The organism is Haladaptatus pallidirubidus (assembly GCF_020700235.1).
Lineage (GTDB): Archaea > Halobacteriota > Halobacteria > Halobacteriales > Haladaptataceae > Haladaptatus > Haladaptatus pallidirubidus.
This window is the reverse complement of record NZ_CP085305.1, coordinates 319,696-337,019: the sequence shown is the minus strand read 5'-3', so window position 1 is coordinate 337,019 and position 17,324 is coordinate 319,696. Positions and strand designations below refer to the sequence as shown.

General features: G+C 58.5%; 15 protein-coding genes. 4 read left to right on the top strand and 11 right to left on the bottom strand.

Translation table 11 applies throughout. The features are described 5' to 3' along the window. Positions 1–29 precede the first annotated feature (29 nt). From LIX15_RS28495 to LIX15_RS28470, 6 genes are all read right to left on the bottom strand, one after another. Positions 30–1,775, bottom strand: a complete 1,746-nt coding sequence (locus LIX15_RS28495; protein ID WP_227778181.1) for an ABC transporter ATP-binding protein — start codon at positions 1,773–1,775, stop codon at positions 30–32. Beyond that, positions 1,772–2,551, bottom strand: a complete 780-nt coding sequence (locus tag LIX15_RS28490; protein ID WP_227778180.1) for an energy-coupling factor transporter transmembrane component T family protein — start codon at positions 2,549–2,551, stop codon at positions 1,772–1,774. Before LIX15_RS28490 ends, LIX15_RS28495 begins: the two co-directional genes overlap by 4 nt. Before the next feature lie 69 nt (positions 2,552–2,620). Next, on the bottom strand, positions 2,621–3,250 hold the full coding sequence (locus LIX15_RS28485) for an ECF transporter S component (protein WP_227778179.1): 630 nt from the start codon (positions 3,248–3,250) through the stop codon (positions 2,621–2,623). A gap of 199 nt (positions 3,251–3,449) precedes the next feature. Further along, entirely contained in the window at positions 3,450–3,899 is a 450-nt protein-coding gene (locus LIX15_RS28480; RefSeq protein ID WP_227778178.1) for a universal stress protein, read from the bottom strand. After that, positions 3,896–4,846, bottom strand: coding sequence for a nucleoside hydrolase (locus LIX15_RS28475; protein WP_227778177.1), 951 nt, complete (start codon positions 4,844–4,846; stop codon positions 3,896–3,898). Before LIX15_RS28475 ends, LIX15_RS28480 begins: the two co-directional genes overlap by 4 nt. Further along, positions 4,847–5,680 carry an NAD-dependent epimerase/dehydratase family protein gene (locus tag LIX15_RS28470; protein WP_227778176.1) on the bottom strand — a complete coding sequence of 278 codons (834 nt, stop codon included), beginning with the start codon at positions 5,678–5,680 and terminating at the stop codon, positions 4,847–4,849. It abuts the gene before it with no gap. Positions 5,681–5,773: 93 nt separating this feature from the next. Here LIX15_RS28470 and LIX15_RS28465 point away from each other — a divergent pair, with 93 nt between their 5' ends. Further along, the gene (locus LIX15_RS28465) at positions 5,774–6,499 is read left to right on the top strand and encodes a metal-dependent hydrolase (RefSeq protein WP_227778175.1); all 726 of its coding nucleotides are present in this window, start codon (positions 5,774–5,776) and stop codon (positions 6,497–6,499) included. A gap of 37 nt (positions 6,500–6,536) precedes the next feature. Here the strand turns inward: LIX15_RS28465 and LIX15_RS28460 are convergent, their stop codons facing one another. The 3 genes from LIX15_RS28460 to LIX15_RS28450 form a co-directional block, all read right to left on the bottom strand. Further along, positions 6,537–7,640 (bottom strand): mandelate racemase/muconate lactonizing enzyme family protein, encoded by a 1,104-nt coding sequence (locus LIX15_RS28460; protein ID WP_227778174.1) that lies wholly within the window; start codon positions 7,638–7,640, stop codon positions 6,537–6,539. A gap of 70 nt (positions 7,641–7,710) precedes the next feature. After that, positions 7,711–8,532: a fumarylacetoacetate hydrolase family protein gene (locus LIX15_RS28455; protein WP_227778173.1), complete on the bottom strand. Its 822-nt coding sequence runs from the start codon at positions 8,530–8,532 to the stop codon at positions 7,711–7,713. Positions 8,533–8,534: 2 nt separating this feature from the next. Then, entirely contained in the window at positions 8,535–9,326 is a 792-nt protein-coding gene (locus LIX15_RS28450; RefSeq protein ID WP_227778172.1) for an SDR family oxidoreductase, read from the bottom strand. Positions 9,327–9,594: 268 nt separating this feature from the next. Between LIX15_RS28450 and LIX15_RS28445 the strand changes: the two genes are divergently transcribed. Further along, complete coding sequence (locus LIX15_RS28445; RefSeq protein WP_227778171.1) at positions 9,595–10,356, top strand: IclR family transcriptional regulator; 762 nt, start codon at positions 9,595–9,597, stop codon at positions 10,354–10,356. Between the two features lie 621 nt (positions 10,357–10,977). On the opposite strand, the gene LIX15_RS28440 is transcribed toward LIX15_RS28445, so the two are convergent. After that, on the bottom strand, positions 10,978–12,357 hold the full coding sequence (locus tag LIX15_RS28440; protein WP_227778170.1) for an exo-beta-N-acetylmuramidase NamZ family protein: 1,380 nt from the start codon (positions 12,355–12,357) through the stop codon (positions 10,978–10,980). Between the two features lie 69 nt (positions 12,358–12,426). After that, positions 12,427–14,268 carry a glycoside hydrolase family 3 protein gene (locus LIX15_RS28435; protein WP_227778169.1) on the bottom strand — a complete coding sequence of 614 codons (1,842 nt, stop codon included), beginning with the start codon at positions 14,266–14,268 and terminating at the stop codon, positions 12,427–12,429. A gap of 524 nt (positions 14,269–14,792) precedes the next feature. Here LIX15_RS28435 and LIX15_RS28430 point away from each other — a divergent pair. Both LIX15_RS28430 and LIX15_RS28425 read left to right on the top strand, forming a co-directional pair. Then, positions 14,793–15,950, top strand: coding sequence for an ABC transporter ATP-binding protein (locus tag LIX15_RS28430; protein WP_227778168.1), 1,158 nt, complete (start codon positions 14,793–14,795; stop codon positions 15,948–15,950). Positions 15,951–16,000: 50 nt separating this feature from the next. After that, a complete protein-coding gene (locus LIX15_RS28425) occupies positions 16,001–16,999 on the top strand; it encodes an LLM class flavin-dependent oxidoreductase (RefSeq protein WP_227778167.1) in 999 nt (332 codons plus the stop codon). Positions 17,000–17,324 lie beyond the last annotated feature (325 nt).

The window sequence follows — 17,324 nt, the reverse complement described above, 5'->3', positions numbered from 1 at the left end:
TGTATTTCGTGTGGTTGTGTGTTTCGAAGTCAGTTCGACGGCGATGCACCACCGGTCGAAGCATCGACGGCGTCCAGTAACTCGTCGACTGAGAGGACCGAACCGACGCCGAGTTCAAGACTTAGTCGTGTCACCGTCGGTGGATGCACGTTTGAGCGAGCGAGCGTCTCGGCATCGCCCAACACTGTGCGCGTGTCGCCGTCCGCGATGACCTGCCCCTCCGCGAGGAGAACCGTGCGGTCGGCGTGTTCGCGCACGAAGTCCATGTCGTGCGTGATGACGACGACGAGCTTCCCTCGTTCCACGAGGGTGTCGACGGCATGTCCAAGTCGTTTGTATCCCGGAGCGTCCTGTCCGCTCGTAGGTTCGTCGAGGACGACTATTGGTGTGTCCATGGCGACGATGGAAGCCACCGCGACTCGCTTGCGCCACGGTTCGCCGAAATCGTACGGGTTCTCGTTTCGTCGCTCCTCTACTCCGAGTAGCGACAACGCTTGTTCGGTCGTTTCCGCCACTCGTTCGTCGTCGAAGCCGAGATTTCGCGGTCCGTATCGTATCTCCTCTTCGACGGTGCTGTGGAAGAGTTGGTCGTCCGGATTTTGAAAGCTCAGTCCGACCTCGTGGGCGAGTTCGGCGGTGGTGTGTTCGGTCGTGTCCGCGCCGCGAATGTACGCGACGCCCTCGGTGGGTTCGAGGAGTGCGTTCAGGTGTTTTACGAGCGTGGACTTCCCCGCGCCGTTCTGTCCGATGAGACAGACGCAGCCGTCATCGAGTGAGAATGAGACGCCACGAAGTGCCTTGACGCCGCTCGGATACTGATGGTGCAGGTCGTTGAGGACGATATCGGCCGTCTCGTCGAGAGGTTCGTCGGACGGCGAAGCGCTGCGTCCACCGTCGGTTTTGCTGTCGAATCGTTGACGGTTGCCGACGTGACGGAGTTCGGACAGACAACCGGACTCCGTCACCGGAATCGGCTCGTCGGACGCGATGATTCCGGCGTCGCGGAGCCGGTGACCGATTTCGACCGGGACGGGGACGGGTATCGGAAGTCCCTCCTCGATAGCTCGGACGAGAACGTCGTCCGGTCGCCCGTCGAATTGAATTTTGCCGTCGTCCATCACGACGAGCCGGTCGAGGTGGGGTACCAGTCGCTCTATCTCTTGGCTGACCATCACGATTGTGTAACCGTCGTCGTTCATCGACCCGACCACGTCGAACACTTCCTCGGTTCCCTCGGGGTCGAGTTGCGCCGTGGGTTGCCGGAGAACCATCACGTCGGGTTGCATCGCGATAACTGATGCGATGGCGACGCGCTGGCACTGTCCGCCGGAGAGTTGCATCGGATTACGGTCGGCGAGGTCTTCAACCCCGATGGCGGCGAGACTCTCCCTGGCGCGGTCACGCATTTCATCACGAGTAAGACCGTGGGTTTCGAGTCCGAACGCGACCTCTTCGAGGACAGTCGAGGTTGCTCCTGTAAGCTGGTCGTAGGGATTCTCGAAGACGAATCCGATCTTCTTCGAAAGCTCGCCGACGGTCGATTCGACCGTCGAATTTCCTTCAACTGTAACCGTTCCCGAGAGTTCTCCGTGATAAAAGTGGGGAATCTGCCCGGAGATGAGCCGACAGAGGGTCGCCTTTCCGGCCTCGCTCTGTCCCACGATTCCGACGAACTGGCCTTCTTCGATACTGAAATCGATGTCGTTTACGGCGTATTCGTCGTCTGGTTGAGTGCCGTACTGAAACGTCACGTCGTGTAGTTCGATCAAACTCATGTGAGAAGTCTCCATGCGATTGCCGCGATGACGGCGACGCCACCGAGGTACCGTAGAACGCGTTCGCCCGTCGGGTCGGACACCTCGTACAGGTACGTCCGCGGCCCTTTCGCTTGGAATCCACGGGCGTTGAGCGCTAGTGCTCGGGTGTTTGCGACGATGAGCGTACTGATGAGCAGAGGTGCTAACAGCGCGACGATGGACGAAAGCCGCGTCCGAACATCCGCTGTGGTGTCGAGCCCGCGCGCTTGCTGTGCCTCCGAGATGGCCCCTGCCCGATCTCGAATTTCCGGAATTATTTGGAGCGACGCGATGAACACGTACGCGAGTTTGCTCGGCACGCCCTTCTCCATGAGCGCGATTCGCATCCGCTGTGGTTGCGCCGTCGTGGCGAACAACAAGAATGCCAATATGAGGACGCTGATTCGAAGGAATATCAGCCGCGCCTGCTCGAATCCCGACTGCCAAACGGTTATCGAACCAAACGTGTACAACGCCGTCGGATCCGTTGGTTTGAGCAGAATACCTTGGATGAGCAGCAGGAAGAACGCGAACGGTACCGCGACCGCTCCGTACAGTTTGAGGACGAGTCCGTGCACTCGTGCGACGAACACGAGTCCGAGCAGGACGAGCGCTAGCACGAACGGGATTTGGTAGTCGCTGACGATAAACACTACCAACGAAAGGCAGGTCGCGAGGACGATTTCCGTCACCGGATTCATTCTGTGCAAGATGCTCTCGCCGGGCTGGTATATCGAGGTGTCCGAATCAGGCATCGATGTACCCCTCACGTGAACGGAGACAGCCGTAACCACAACTCCATTTCATACCTTTTCTTGAAGCAACTACGAATATATATCTTGCCCCTGGGGCGGCAGGTACCGAGACGGAACCGACTTTCCGATGAAGTACGCGACGAAGGCCGACCCACCTTTGTCCACGAATTCGACGGCCAACTGAGCGGTGGCCGCGCTTTCGACGAGGCTCCGACCCGTCGCGACGAGCGTCGCTGTGACCAGACTTGTCCCCGAACTCGTGACCCCGCCGAACACGAGGACGACGATGGGTGTCGCGATGATGGTGGCCACAATCGTGAGAACGATGGCCGGAACGATTGTCTTTTTCACGCTGTCGAACCACCCCCTGCGAGCTAAAAATCCCGTGACGAGGCCGATAGCAACCGGAACAGGCATGAACGCCAGCTGAACCGGATTGCCGAGCATCGCTTGGACCAGATTCGCGAGGCCACCGGTTAGTGCGGCCGCCCACGGTCCAGCGAGGATTCCGATGAGCATTGTCCCGATGTTGTCCATGAACAGTGGGAGCTTCAGTGTACTCGCGATGAATCCGCCGATTGCATTGATGCCGATACCCAAGGGAATGAGTACCCACGTCGTCGTCGTGAAATCCTCCGAAACGCTTTTACGAAACCGTTCGATGCGACTCGTACTAGTCGTGGCACCTGTGCTTGACATTATGTACCATGAATGAGTGTGAGATAACCTCTATTAAATGTTTGGTTCTCCTCGATGCGGAGGCGTACCGTCGTTTTCACCCGACGGTGGACGGCCGAAACTTTGTTTTCGGACGGAGATGCGAGTGCGTCTCCGTTCTACGCGGTTCGTTATCTTACATCCCAATGCGAGATTCGTGTTTTTACGTTTATCATCACCGCTACACAGTCCGTACCGTGACGAACCCGTCGAAGTTCAGGATAACCGACTGGGCCGTATCACCGAACAACGCCTTTCCCGTCGGCGATCGCCCTCGGTTGGTAACGTAGACATGGTCACAGTCATGGTTTTCCGCGACGTCGATAATCTTACTCGACGGTCGAGTGGTTTCGATTCGTTCGCCAATTGGGAGATACTCGACCCCCAGAGGGTCGAGAATTTGATTCCCGAGGTGCTCCGCAAATCGGTGGACGGTCTCTGCCGTTTCGTCGGTGTTATCGTCGAAGCCGTCCCACTGTCGTATCGCATCCACCGACACATCCTCGCTTCCCTCCGATACGAGCGCGAGCACGACGACCTCGACGCCTGTGGCCGCGGCGACCACGCCAGCCTCTTCGAGCAGTTCCAAGTCAGTTTCCGTCGGTTTGACGACGGCGAGTATTCGATTCATGCATCTTCCTCGGGCAATAGCCCTTCCAAGTTCGACATGATGACCTCGCGACAGCGCTCGATGTCCACATCGAGCGCGACGGTACAGTTCGGTGATTTCTCGTAGACGCCGTGTTCGTCGTAGATGGTCGCGCCGTTCGACGGCCCGCCCGTCGTATCGATTTCCACGTACGCCTCTTCGTACGTCAGGGGGTCGCCGAGGATACCGGCCAAGACTACCGCGTCGCTCGTGATAGAACCGCCCTCGGCGACTGTTCCGTCCGGCCCCTGCGCCTTGTATTCGAGGATGTCCGCGACCACGTCGCCGAACGGCCCTCGACCGCGGAAGCGTTCCTGTGATTCCGGCGGGAGGTACGCGGGTTCGGTTACGTCGAGACCGACGACGGTTGGCCAACCATCCTGAACGACGCGAGCAGCGGCGGCGGCATCGACGTAGAAGTTGAACGACGCCTGCGGCGTCACGTTCCCCGTCGTCTTCAGCGCGCCACCCATCTGGTAGATGTCCGCGACCGTATCCGGAAGTGTCGGGTCGAGTGCCATCGCCAATGCGACGTTCGTCTGTGGGCCGACGGCGGCGATGGTGAGGTCGTCGCCGTGTTCGCGCGCCTGTTCGAGGATGAAATCGACGGCGTGCCGCTCTATCGGCTCAGTGGACGGTTCCGGAAGCGCCTCACGAACAGTTTCCGGCACCCCGCCGGGGCCGTGGACGTACTCGGCCATCACGAGTTCGTCCGTGAACGGACGACCCGCACCCTTTGCAACCGGAACGTCGGTTCTATCGACGAATTCCAATAGCGCGAGGGCGTTCTTCGTCGTGTTCTCGATGGTCGTGTTTCCCATGACCGTCGTGAGACCGACAACTTCGACGTCGTCGTTTCCGAGCGCCATCAAAACGGCGAGGGCGTCGTCGATTCCGGGGTCGACGTCGAGTAGCAGCTTTTCCGCCATTTAGTTCCCCTCCGGCGGCGCGTCCCATTCCTCGCCATTGTCCTGGGGATCGTAGCCGATAACGTCCCGTCCGTGCTCGATGCTGAACCAGCGGCGGTCGTTGTCGCTGACGCCAAAGAACACGTCGAACTCTACGTCGTCGTCTTGCAAGCAACAATCGACCTGTTGAGCGAGGTCACGACGGGACTGCCACATTGCCTTCATCCGGGCGACTTTCAGTTCATACTCCGGGCTGTCGCGCTTCCACTTTCCTTCGTCAGCGCCGTGTTCGGCATCGCCGTAGGGATGGTCGTACTCCTCGTGGCGAACCGAGCAGATTCGGAGCGCGTAGAACTGTTCAGGGTAGTCGTAGTTCTCGACGTAGTACCGACCCAGATCCTCGTCGAACGATTTCGACGTTCCGTAGTAGGAGTCGGGACGCCGGGGCGAATCTTGGTCGACCAGCAGGTCGAAGTCCGGCTCGTACAGTTCAGGCGCGAACTCTACTTCGTACATGCCGACGACGTGATTGGTGGAGCCGAAGATGAACTTCGGCACGCCCGCGTCTTTGGCGGCTTCGAGCGCGTTCTGCATTCCGATGATATTGTTCTGTAGTATCTGTTCCCACGTACCGTCGGTTTCCGGGTAGCCAGCGAGGTGAATTACTGCGTCTTGGTCGTCGAACGCCGGACGCATCTCCTCGTAGTTCGAGACATCCGCGATGAACGTGTCGTACTCCTCGCGTTCCGACCGATTGAGGTACGTAAACTCGTACTCTTCGCGGTCTGCGAGGTGGTCGATGATGGCCGTGCCGACACGGCCGAACGCACCCGTCAGTAGGACGTTCTTGGTCATGTGCTGTAGCAACCCGTTTATCGGCACCTCATAAAAGTGTTCAGGTCAGTTTACGTCGGAACAGTATTGTAACCGGGGAAAAGAGGGGTAGCTATGTCGGCAGCAGCACCACCCAGTCTCACGTACTACGGCCTATCGTCGTTCGAAGTAACGGATGGAAACGTTCGAATACTCGTCGACCCGTGGGTCGTCGAACCCGAATGGACCGACGTTACGGTGTCGGAGTTCGAGGATACGGACGCAATCTTCGTCACGCACGGGGCCTACGACCACCTCGGGGATACCGTCGAAATCGCGGTAGAGTCGGGTGCAACGGTCTACACTGAACCCGCGGTCGCCGACCACCTCGTGACCGAGGGTGTTCCTGAACCCAACGTCGAACGAGTCATTTGGGGAAACGCGTTCGAACTGTTCGGCGTGGAGGTGCGTGTTCTCGAAACCCGCCACCTCTCCTACTTCGAATCGGACGGCCAGCGACTGTCGGGGATGCCGCTCGGGTTTCAGTTCGACTTTTCCGACGCGAGCCTCTACTACGCCGGGGACACGTCGCTGTTTAGCGACCTCGAACTGTTCGTCGAACTGAACGAGCCGGACATCGTAATGCTACCTGTAGGGAGCGCACCAGGCGACCTCGCACCCCTTCCCCCCCGCGACGCCGCCGTTGTCGCCGGGTGGCTGGACGTCGAAACCGTGATTCCGGTTCACTACGTCCCGGGAAGCGACGAGGTCGAGAAGTTTGCCGTCGAACTCGCAGACCGGGCGGGAGAAAACGCGCCAACTATTACCGAACTATCCGTCGGCGAACGGTACAAACTGTAACCGCGTTTGCAAATTCCAAATCCTTCTTCCCAGACACTCAGATTCGGAACTCTTCGAGGGCGTCCCGTTCGAGTTCGACGCCGTGGCCGGGGCGCTGTGGAAGTTGTATCATGCCGTCCTCTGGCTCGACCGGGTACGTTAGCACGTCGTCGAACGCCTTCACGTCCGAGTCGCGGTAGAAGTACTCTATCCAGAGGCCGTTTTCGATGGCAGCGAGCAGTTGGATGTGCAGATCCCAGTTGTAGTGCGGTGCGACTGGAATGTCGTGGCACGCAGCCATGTCGGCGACGCGCATCCACTCGGTGACGCCGCCGACGACCGTCACGTCGGGTTGGATGACCTCGACGGCGTTCTCGCGGAGCAAGTCGGCGAAACCGTAACGGTTGAACTCCAGTTCGCCGCCTGCGACGGCGTAATCGAGCGACTCGTTGACCTCTCGGTAGAGGTCGAGGCTGTCCGGCATCACCGGTTCCTCGATGAAGTACGGATCGTACTCCTCGAACGCGCGGCAGGCGCGGACGGCTTCCTGTTTGTTCTTCCACTTTCCGTTCGCGTCCATGAGGAGCGTTCGGTTCGGGCCAATGGCTTCGCGGGCGACGCGCACTCGTTCGACTTCCTCCTCCAACGACTTCCGACCGACCTTCATCTTGACGACGTCGTGACCCCGGTCGACGTAGGTTTCCATCTCCTCGCGGAGGCCGTCCAGACCTTTCCCCTCGCGGTAGTAGCCGCCGCTTGCGTACGCCGGAACTTCGTCGGCGTGCCCGCCGAGCAGTTTGTACAGGGGCATTCCGGCGGCCTTCGCCTTGATGTCCCAAAGCGCGGTGTCGATGCAGGAGATGGCCCGCACCATCACGCCCTTTCGGCCGATTTGCACCGTGCCGTCGAACATCTCGCGCCAGAGACGCGACGTATCTCGGGGGTCTTCGCCCTCGACCATCGGCGCGAGAACGCTCTCGACGGCCTGCGCGACGACATCTGCGCCGCCGTAGCCGAGCGTGTATCCCACGCCCTCGGTGCCGTCTTCCGTTCGGACGTATACGATGGCGTGGTCGCGCTCCTCGACGACGCGAGTCGCGAAGGCGACGGGTTCTTTCAGCGGAATCGATACGGCAAAGCTCTCTACTTCTGCTATTTTCATGGGTGGTGTGTTATCTTGGCGCACGGGATGTCTAAAATCTTTCTGACGATGAAGTGACGTCCGAATCGAGTCATCCGACCACATCCGAACTGACGGTGCCGACGCGTTCGACCTCGGCCCTGACGCTGTCGCCGGGAACGATGTGTTTCGCACCGGGCGTCCCAGTCGAAATGACGTCTCCCGGTTCGAGCGTCATAACTTTCGAATGGAACGCCACGAGTTCGCGTGGCGACGCCATCATGTTTCGAATCTGGTTTTCCGCGGCGACTTCCTCGTTGACGACGGTTCGCACCGACAGTTCGCTGATCGAACCGACCCGGTCGGTTGTGACCATTGACGAACCGAAGACGAGGAAGGTGTCGAAGCTCTTCGACCGGGTCAAAAAGCGCGGATTCCGCTCCAAGATATCCTCCGCCGTCATGTCGATGACGGGGACGTATCCGGCGATGACATCATCGACTTCGTCTTCGGTAAGGTCGGAACACGTCTGACCGATTACCAGTGCGAGTTCTGCCTCCGCGGTAACGCGGTTCGTGATATCGCTCGGCGGCAGTCGGATTGAGCCTTCGGGGCCGGTGGCCGTCGTCGCGGGTTTCATGAAACTCGCCGGCTCCGTAGGACTGTCTTCGTTCAAATCCGATGCGTGGTCGGCGTAGTTCAGCCCGATACCCCACAGTTTCCCGGGGCGTTCGAGCGGCGCGGCAAACGAAAGGTGCTGTTCGGGAACGCGGCGCGCAGACGCCTCGTCCGGCGTCGGCAAGTCGCCCGCGGCGGCAAGCGGAAGGGCGTCTCGAACCGAAGTGAGTGATGGGTCGGCGGACGAGAGCGGAACGAATCCGTCATCGTCGCCGAGCATGGGTCTACCGTCGATTGTTCGTGCTAGTCGTGTCATGGCTACAGGTTGGACGCGCCCTGCCCTCCGTCGATCGGGACGGCGACGCCGTTGATGAAACTCGACTGCTCCGAGGAGAGGAAGGCGACGGTGTCGCCGAGCTCCATCGGGTCGCCAATACGGCCGAGCGGGTTGATGTCGCCCTTCGTGTCGAGACCCTCTTCGTAGCTGTCGTACTCTCCTCTATCAACGGCGGCCTGAATGAGTTCCTGCTGGCGAGCCGTCTCGTGCGGCGCCGGGAGAACCGCATTCGAACGGACTTCCGGTGCGAGTTCCTTCGAAAGTGTTTTTTCGAGACCGATGACGCTCATGCGAACGGCGTTCGAAAGAACGAGCGACGGAATCGCCTCTTTGACGCTTCGAGAGGTAATCGTAACGATGGTGCCACCGCCGTCCTCGCGGAGGTACGGAGCCGCCTCGCGGACGAGGCGAACGACGCTCATTACGAGGAGGTCGAACGCACCGTACCAGTCCTCGTCGTTCATTTCCATGAAGGAGCCGCTCGGTGGGCCGCCGGCGTTGGTTACGAGGTGGTCGATTCCGTTGAACTCCTCGACTGTGCGTTCGACGAGGTGTTCGATATCTTCGTAGTTCGTCAGGTCGCCTTGGACGGCGAGAATATCACCTTCGGCGACGGCTCGGATGTCTTCTTCAGCCTCCGCGAGGCGTTCCTCGTTTCGACCGTTGATGACGACGTTCGCGCCCTCTGCCGCGAGGGCTTTCGCCGACGCCTTTCCGAGACCGCTGCTCGATGCTGTAACGAGAGCTACATTTCCATCTAGTTCATAGTCCATATTCGGCACAGGAGTATCTGAGACACCACATGTAAAAGCTTTCGCCGAACTTCGCTCGTCATCGCGTTTAGCCGCGCTAAACCGATTTCAGTAAATAGTCCGCGACGAACGAAAGCCATACGTCGAAAACTCGGTTGATACTGCATCTCGGGGCTCAGGAACGCATTTCTACTCAGTCTCTAGCGCGTAAACAATGATGGAGTTAGAGTATCGATACGTTTAGAATTGCTAAACAACTTTTTTGTAGCTGGCTCTCCCCTCAAGTGACATGGGACGCGCAAAAAACCCGGTAAAGGCCGTGGAAACCACCGCCACAATTCTCAAAAAGGTAGCCGAACTGGATGGCGCGGGAGTAACCGAACTCTCGAACCACCTCGATATTACGAAGGGGACGGTTCACAATCACTTGACGACGCTCGAAGAAAACGAACTGGTCGTGAAAGACGGTAACCGATTCCGATTGGGACTTCGATTCTTCGAGTTTGGCGAACAGATAAAAAATAAGCACAAAATTTACGAGGTAGGGATGCCGGAAGTGGACAAACTCGCCGAGGAAACGGGCGAACTCGGTAACATTCTCGTCGAAGAGCATGGCCGCGGTATCTATCTCTATCGCGCGGAGGGAGAAAACGCTCTGTCGCTCGATACGGGCATCGGCTCTCGCGTCTATCTGCATCAGACGGGACTCGGGAAGGCCATCCTCGCGCATATGCCGAGAGACCGCGTCGAAGCAATCATCGACGAACACGGCCTCGCACCGAGCACGAAACACACCGTGTCGTCGCGCGAGGAACTCTTCGATGATTTGGAACAGATTCGCGAGCAGGGGTACGCACTCGACATGGAAGAACGAGCCGAAGGGATTCGGTGCGTCGCAGCACCGGTTATCACGAACGACGGCACCGTTCGTGGGGCCGTTAGCGTTGCTGGTCCCGCGAGCAGGATGCGCAGCGAACACCTGGAATCAACCGTTTCCGATATGGTCATGCGGGCCGCGAACGTCATCAGCATCAATCTCTCATACAGCTAGCTTTCGTCCGTTTTGCATTGCTAAACGATCCGTGTCACACTCACTCACTGTATTTGAAACAATCCTATTACAGTACTAACGTTGTAAAGAATGTCTCTCGTCTCGTGTGATCACAGCCACAACGAATCCGTCCTCTCATTCATCGCTTGTGACGGTCAAATCGTGGATAAGTATCGGTAAGTGGTTAGCGACATCTTTCGTCTGTTCGAACAATACCATTTAAATTATGTATTCCATATGCAATCTCAACATTCAATTATGAACAGTATAGCAGTATTACGTGAAAGGATGCGCAGAAAGATTCGTACCAGTAAACGACGCTGCTTTCGCTAAACGCCGCTTGTGGTGTTATATTTGCTATTCTAATACACCTGCAATCCGTTCCAACGTGGCAAGCGTGTCGTTCGTGAGTATTTCCGCGTTTGTAGCCGCGAACCGGCGCATTATACGTCATCTCGATTTACCGTTAACGTTGATATTTATTGTGGGTCTTCCACAATATCAAACGTCACAGCGTACCGAACTCGGGAGTATTTCTAACGACTACCTGAAAAAACGAGAATGCAAAAACGACGATCGATGAATCATCATAGACAGTAAGCCGACGCGGAACGCAACCTACTAGCGACGCGGGCCGCCGTACAGGAGATACTGCCTTCGAATCCGCCGGAACTCGTCCAAATCGTCAGACCACTCGCTTCGAATACGATCGGCCAACGCCAGTGGATCTGTGTCGGGGTCGGCGTCCTCGATGGTTTTCCTGAGTTGGCTTCCGTTCGCTCGACTGTCAATTGCGTAGGTGTCGCCCCACGTTAGCCAGTCGCTCTCCGGATAGGAGAGGAACGCAGATATCAGCATCGCTAGCCCGACTCGAACGGGTTGAACGGTGTTGCGGTCGCGAACGTGTATCTGCACGCCCGCCGCGGTGTCTCCCTCGTGGTCGTCGAACGTAGGGGTGAACCAAATTGGGCGGAAGCGAACACCGGGGAGATTCAATTCGTTCAGAGAACTCGCCCACTCCTGGGCGTCGATCCACGGTGCACCGATAAATTCGAATGGTTTCGTCGTCCCGCGACCTTCGGAGAGGGTGGTCGCTTCGAAGTACACCATTCCCGGGTATATCGTCGCCGTCTCCAACGTCGGCATGTTGGGCGACGGCGGCACCCACGGCAATCCGGTTTGGTCGTGCCAACTGTTTCGTCGCCATCCGCGCATCGGAACGACTTCCAGGTCAGCCCCCATCTCGAACTCGTTGTTGAAGTACTGCGCGAGTTCGCCGACGGTCATTCCGTGAACGATGGGAAGGCGATAATCACCGATGAACGAGGCATTCTCCTCGTCGATCCGACTCCCCGTCGGTTCGAGCGGGGCAATCGGATTCGGCCGGTCGAGGACGACAATACGTTTATCGGTCCCACCGATGGTTTCCATCGCATAGGCGAGGGTGTAGATGTATGTGTAAAACCGAGCACCGACGTCCTGAATGTCGAAGAGGACGGTATCGATGTCATCGATCATCTCCGGCTGCAGTTTCCGATTGTCCCCGTAGAGGCTAGTGACCGGAAGCCCGGTCTTCTCGTCGACCGTGTCACCGACCTCCTCGCCCGCCTCGGCGTTGCCGCGAATTCCGTGCTCGGGACTGAACAGCTTCCGGAGGTCGAACGATTCGTGCTCGTACAGCAGGTCGATGGTCGAACGCAATTCGCTGTCCGTGCCCGAAGGATTGGTAATCAGACCCAGTCGATCACCGTCGAGGAAAGCAGTTCGTTCTCGAACGAGGGTTTCGACGCCGAGTCTCACCGACTGGCAACTTCCCTCTGACGATTGTGCTCCCGTGGATCGTGCGGCCGACGCGGCGCTCTGGCTACCTAGCAATCCCGTTGTCCCGAATACGGTTCCGATCGCTCCTGCTACGGTAGCCTGTAGCCATCCTCTCCTCGTCGAAGGAACTGACCGGCTGGCATCTACACTAGTCGACTCGGTATTGTTACCGTCTACCATGAAAAATAAATCATGTTAATAGACTATAAATCTTTGCACCGATGTGTCGGAAACGGAGGTGTGGTTCGTCTACTCGTTCTCGTACCGGAGTCCGTGACCGTACGGGTAGTGACCGTCTATTCTGACTGGGAGCGCTCCCCTCGGTTCGACGCCGAAAACGACATCCACTGCGGCCTCCAGCGCAGATACGTTCAACTGCGCCCACCGGTCGAGCGCGTACGACGCGAGATACGCATCGACATCGGGGTACGATGCGATATCGTACGGGAGACCGACGGACACCGCCGCTGTGGGCGTTCCGGTGTCACGTACCGCATCGACGAGCCGGGCCTGTCCCTCGGGAAGGTCGGACGCGGAGTACGTGGCGACGAGGACGCGATCCGCGTCCGCCGCGAGCGTCGCCGCTTGGTCTATCTCCTCGTCGGTCGGATCCTTATCGCGCCACTGGCTCGATTGCCACGAGACGACATCGCCGGTAGCGGTATCTCGAACGGCCGACGCGATGACATCGGTGTGGATGACACCGGCGACGAGCGTCGTCGCGTTCGTTTCGTCGTCGAACGGAAGGACGTCCTCGTTTTTGACGAGCGTCATGGAGTCGCGAGCGATCTCCGCGGCGCGCCGACGATGCGGAACCATTCCGGTGCGATGGGTGGCCCGCTCGGGTTCAACGTATATCCGACCGCTCCGTCGTTCCCCGCCTCGCGACAGCAGGCCATATTTCATCTTCGTTTCGAGAACCCGGGCAACCGCCTCCTCGACGCGCTCCATGGAGAGCTCGCCGATTTGTACGGCATCGTACAGCGCATCGACGGTTTTCGCGTGTGTCTCGTAGTCACCCATGGACATGACGACGTCCGCGCCCGCCTTCGCCGCGAGAACCGCCGCGCGGTCTTGCCCCCAGATGTCCGTTATCGCTTGCATCGACATCGCGTCGGTGACGATGAGACCGTTGAAGCCGAGTTCGTCGCGGAGGAGACCGGTGAGAACCGGCGGCGAGAGCGTCGCCGGTCGTTCCGGGTCGATAGCTTCGACGACGATGTGGGCGGTCATGAGGGCGTCGGCCCCGGCGTCGATGGCGGCCTCGAACGGGGGAAGATGGACGTTTTCGAGGGTTTCCCGATCGTACGAGACAACCGGTAGACCCGTGTGAGAGTCGACGTGAGTGTCTCCGTGCCCGGGGAAGTGCTTCGCGGTGGCAACGATACCGCGCCCGCCGGCTTGGAAGTTTGATACCTGTGCGGCGGTGAGGCTTGACGCCAAATCGGTATCCCCGCCGAACGACCGGATGCCGATAACCGGGTTCGACGGGTTGGTGTTGACGTCCGCGACCGGGGCGAATCCCCAGTGATAGCCCATCGCTCGGGCTTCCGTCGCCGTGATGGTCGCGGAATCGGCCGCCGCTCGTTTGGAGCGGAGCGCTCCGAGGTTCATGTTCCGCGGGAACTGCGTCGTCTGGTCATCTCGCAGGTCGCCGACGCTGTGGGCGGTACCGAACTCGAAGTCAGCACCGACGAACAACGGAAGCGCGGACTCCGTCTCGGACGCCCAGCGCTGCAGTTGATTGTTAAATTCTGCTGTGTGCGCCGGAGTGTCGATGTGTTCGACCATCGCCGAACCGACTTTGAGATCTTTCACGACCGCTTCAGCTTCCGATGACGGCTGACCGTCATCCGTCGGGTTCATCAGCGCCATCACCATCTGACCGACTTTCTCTCTGTCGGAGAGATCCGTGAGCGTTTCCTGAACGACCCGTGACCGATAATCGGTATCGGTTGTCCGCCCGTCCCCGGAGGCCAATCCCGGAACCATCGATACCACGCCAGCGGCGCTGGCCGACCGAACGAACATGCGGCGGGTGGTTGTACTCTCGGCGCGTTCGCGGGACGGACTGCTGTTATCGAATGGCATGACATCCGATAGCAGTTTAATTGTTATAAATCATTCGAAATTTTAAATAATATAGATAGGTAGATTGATATTGGGATGCGCGTCGCCGTTCAACGGTAATCAGTGATGTCGAGAGTCCCGGTACACTGTCGTCAAGTACGCAATGAACTTCCGTGATACTGAACCGTGTGCGTGGTGATACCTCGCGGAGCGCGTCGGTGCCATTCCTTTTCGATTCTGGGATTCGTTCTCCGCCGTATTGGTTTACATCGTCGGTCTCATCCGCTTTTTGGTCGATTTTTACCGACGATATTCGATGATGTATCACGGTTCGAGCGGTAATAAATTACAAATCTAGTACTGTAACGGATATTCGCCAGATACTAACAGCCGCTTTCAGTAACGGAGTTCAGCATCGCTGAAATCGTGGCTGTAAATCGGACTTCGCCTACTCATTCGAGACGAAAAACAAGATATTCTGTCACGGTTTAGAAACGACCGTTACAGACGTAAAGTATATTCAGGACGCGTCTCGAAATCAAAGCATGGCATCGTTAACTCTTGACAGACTCAGGAAGGTCTTCAGTTCCGAGGGTGACGATGGAATCGTTGCCGTCGACGACGTATCCATCGACATCGAGGACGGAGAGTTTATCGTACTGGTCGGTCCGTCGGGAAGCGGGAAATCGACGATTTTGCGGCTCCTCTCGGGTCTCGAGGAGCTATCGGACGGCGAAATCTACGTCGACGATACGCCGATAGGCGACGTCAAACCAAAGAACCGTGACGTCGCCATGGTGTTTCAGAACTACGCGCTGTACCCGCACCTGACGGCCAGAAAGAACATGTCGTTCGGGCTGCGAATGCGGGGCGAACTCTCCGACGAAGAGATCGAACAGCGCGTCGATCATGCGGCAACTATCATGGGCATTGAGGAACTGCTGGAGAAAATGCCGAACGAACTCTCCGGCGGCCAGCAACAGCGCGTGGCGCTCGGCCGCGCCATCGTCCGGGATCCGAAAGTGTTTCTGATGGACGAACCGCTGTCGAATCTCGACGCGAAGCTTCGGACGACGATGCGAACCGAAATCCAGCAACTTCAGTCGGAACTCGACGTCACCACTCTCTACGTCACGCACGACCAGACGGAGGCGATGACGATGGGCGACCGAATCGCCATTATGAACCACGGGGAGCTCCAGCAGATAGCGACGCCGCTCGAAGCGTACTACGAACCGGCGAACGTCTTCGTCGCGGGGTTCATCGGCAGTCCGTCGATGAACTTCATCCGGATGTCCGCGTCGGTTCGCGAGGACGGCGTCGTCTTCGAGCATCCGGAATTCGATTACGAGACGTCGGGAACCTTTCGCGAAGAATGGGACGCCGAACGTGAAGACGTGTTGGTTGGGGTTCGTCCGGAGTCTATCCAACTCGCGGAACCTGACACTCCGGACGGAATCACCGTCACCGTCACCGTCGTCGAACCGCTGGGAAAGGAACGACTCCTGTATTTTACGCTCGGGGACGAGACGTACATCGCGAGCGTGGATGGGCGAACGCTCGTTTCGGAGGGACAGGAGATTACCGTGCGATTTCCGGAATCCCAGTTGCACGTGTTCGATCCCGACACCGGAGTCGCCGTTCAAACGCCGGAAGCGCCGTCCGATGGGGACGGCGAGTTCCCCTCCCAACTGAATTTATAACGCCTCACACACCCCGAATTTTATATCGTAGCTGTCCGTTGCAGTTCCGTATGGGTCTGGAGATTCACTACAACGTTTACGGCTGTTTCCGCGAGCCGCGAGCGGACGTCGAGCTCGCCAAAAAGGCCGTCGACGCCGGGTTCGAGGGAATTTGGATCGGCGATCACTTCATGCCGTGGATCGACTCTCGGCCGTTTACCCACCACATGCTCCCGTGGTTCGGGACCCTGATGGCTGAAATCCCGGACGTCCCGGTTGGAACCTCGGTCACCTGTCCGATGCTTCGCTACCGTCCGCCCCTTCTTGCACAAGGTATCGCGACGCTCGACAACATGTATCCCGGTCGATTCAACCTCGGCGTCGGCGTTGGCGAAGCGCTCAATGAATCCCATTTCCTCGATGGTGGGTGGCCGAGCTGGTCTAAGCGGTCGGTGATGCTCGTCGAAGCGCTCGACGTGATGGAATCCCTCTGGACGTCGGACTCCTACATCTTTCACCGGGGGAACCATTTCGAGTACGATCAGCTCAAACTGTATACCCGACCGAAATCGGACATTCCTATCCACTGGGCCGCTTGGGGTCCGAAATCCTGCCGGAAGGCGGGACGCCATGCAGACCACCTGCTCACCGCCGCGCCCGCGGAGCAGATCGAAGAGCACATTATTCCGAACTATCGGAGGGGGTTGGAGGACGCCGGACGGGAGTTCGCGAACCGGGACGTAACGACGGAGTTCGCGGCGAACGTCGGCAACCCGGACGACCTGGTCGCCGAAATCCGCGAACGAGGGGAGCACGTTCCCGACGACACCGAACTTGGCAACCCCGACCCGCGTTCCATCCAGCGCGTCGCCGATACGCGGCTCGCGGAGCTATCCGACGAGGAGATCCGTGACGGCCACAACATCACCGACGACCCGGACGAACTCGTGGCCGACATTCGACGGCTCGAGGAGGCTGGCGTCACCCGCGTCCTCGTCGGCTCGCACTGCGGTGATCCGTACCGCACTATCGAAGCGTTCGAGAATCACGTGTTTCCAGAACTCCGATAGCGCGGCCGAGTTCGAGGATACACCCGTTGGCAGTTTTAGTTCCACCGTCGATGGCATTCGTATGGAAATGGCGAGCGTGACAACGCGCCGTCAGAAAGTTCGTCGAAATCGCCGAGGATGCGGGGGGATCCGGTCGTCCACCACTAGCATTCGATCTCGGGATTCGTATCGCGACGATACTACACCCCGTCAACGGAATTCTACCTCCCGATGGACGCCGTCTAACTACTCGCGGGAAGCCGACGTTATCCACGACCCACGCGTTGTCAAAGACAGTATCATCGCCGTCTCGCAAGAATCGGGATTAGGTCGATATCGACAAGGC

Coding starts and splice junctions, on each gene's coding strand:
- LIX15_RS28440 (WP_227778170.1), bottom strand. CDS start 12,357: ATGGTAGACGGTAACAATACCGAGTCGACTAGTGTAGATGCCAGCCGG.
- LIX15_RS28455 (WP_227778173.1), bottom strand. CDS start 8,532: ATGACACGACTAGCACGAACAATCGACGGTAGACCCATGCTCGGCGAC.
- LIX15_RS28430 (WP_227778168.1), top strand. CDS start 14,793: ATGGCATCGTTAACTCTTGACAGACTCAGGAAGGTCTTCAGTTCCGAG.
- LIX15_RS28490 (WP_227778180.1), bottom strand. CDS start 2,551: ATGCCTGATTCGGACACCTCGATATACCAGCCCGGCGAGAGCATCTTG.
- LIX15_RS28460 (WP_227778174.1), bottom strand. CDS start 7,640: ATGAAAATAGCAGAAGTAGAGAGCTTTGCCGTATCGATTCCGCTGAAA.
- LIX15_RS28485 (WP_227778179.1), bottom strand. CDS start 3,250: ATGTCAAGCACAGGTGCCACGACTAGTACGAGTCGCATCGAACGGTTT.
- LIX15_RS28495 (WP_227778181.1), bottom strand. CDS start 1,775: ATGAGTTTGATCGAACTACACGACGTGACGTTTCAGTACGGCACTCAA.
- LIX15_RS28425 (WP_227778167.1), top strand. CDS start 16,001: ATGGGTCTGGAGATTCACTACAACGTTTACGGCTGTTTCCGCGAGCCG.
- LIX15_RS28480 (WP_227778178.1), bottom strand. CDS start 3,899: ATGAATCGAATACTCGCCGTCGTCAAACCGACGGAAACTGACTTGGAA.
- LIX15_RS28450 (WP_227778172.1), bottom strand. CDS start 9,326: ATGGACTATGAACTAGATGGAAATGTAGCTCTCGTTACAGCATCGAGC.
- LIX15_RS28445 (WP_227778171.1), top strand. CDS start 9,595: ATGGGACGCGCAAAAAACCCGGTAAAGGCCGTGGAAACCACCGCCACA.
- LIX15_RS28465 (WP_227778175.1), top strand. CDS start 5,774: ATGTCGGCAGCAGCACCACCCAGTCTCACGTACTACGGCCTATCGTCG.
- LIX15_RS28470 (WP_227778176.1), bottom strand. CDS start 5,680: ATGACCAAGAACGTCCTACTGACGGGTGCGTTCGGCCGTGTCGGCACG.
- LIX15_RS28475 (WP_227778177.1), bottom strand. CDS start 4,846: ATGGCGGAAAAGCTGCTACTCGACGTCGACCCCGGAATCGACGACGCC.
- LIX15_RS28435 (WP_227778169.1), bottom strand. CDS start 14,268: ATGCCATTCGATAACAGCAGTCCGTCCCGCGAACGCGCCGAGAGTACA.